Origin of the sequence: Gilliamella sp. Gris3-2 (genome assembly GCF_001690345.1) — a bacterium.
In the GTDB taxonomy this organism is placed as follows: Bacteria; Pseudomonadota; Gammaproteobacteria; order Enterobacterales; family Orbaceae; genus Gilliamella; species Gilliamella bombi.
Window position 1 is genome coordinate 1 of sequence record NZ_LZHB01000010.1, and the last position, 469, is coordinate 469.

1 pseudogene is annotated in these 469 nt (G+C 33.3%); it reads left to right on the forward strand.

Features of this window, described 5'->3' with window-relative positions:
* Positions 1–340, forward strand: a pseudogene (locus A9G32_RS02060) (transposase); the annotation flags it as partial.
* Positions 341–469: the final 129 nt, after the last annotated feature.

Consider the following 469-nt stretch of genomic DNA (forward strand, 5'->3'; position numbering starts at 1 on the left):
ACAAATTGTTGTTGCGGATTTAACCTATATTCAAGTTAAGCAACGTTGGAACTATTTATGTGTTTTAGTGAACTTATCCGATAGGCAAATTGTCGGTTATCATGTTGGTCAACATAAAACAGCAGAGCTTGTTATGTCGGCATTAAGTCAAATTAAACTGCCATTATCAAAATTGGATTTATTTCATTCAGACCGCGGTAAAGAGTTTGATAATCGGTTATTAGCGGATTGTTTTAAGACATTTAATATCACGCATTCATTAAGCAAGAAAGGGTGTCCATATGACAATGCGGTAGCGGAAGCGACATTTAAAACAATTAAAACGGAATTTGTAAAAGGCCAATGTAACTATCCCCTAAAATAGTACAGCAAAAAAGTAGAAAATTCTCTATGATAAAAGAAAAGGGGATTTAATTATGAAAAAAATGACTGAACATCAAATCGTCGCTATTTTAAAAGAAGCTGAAGC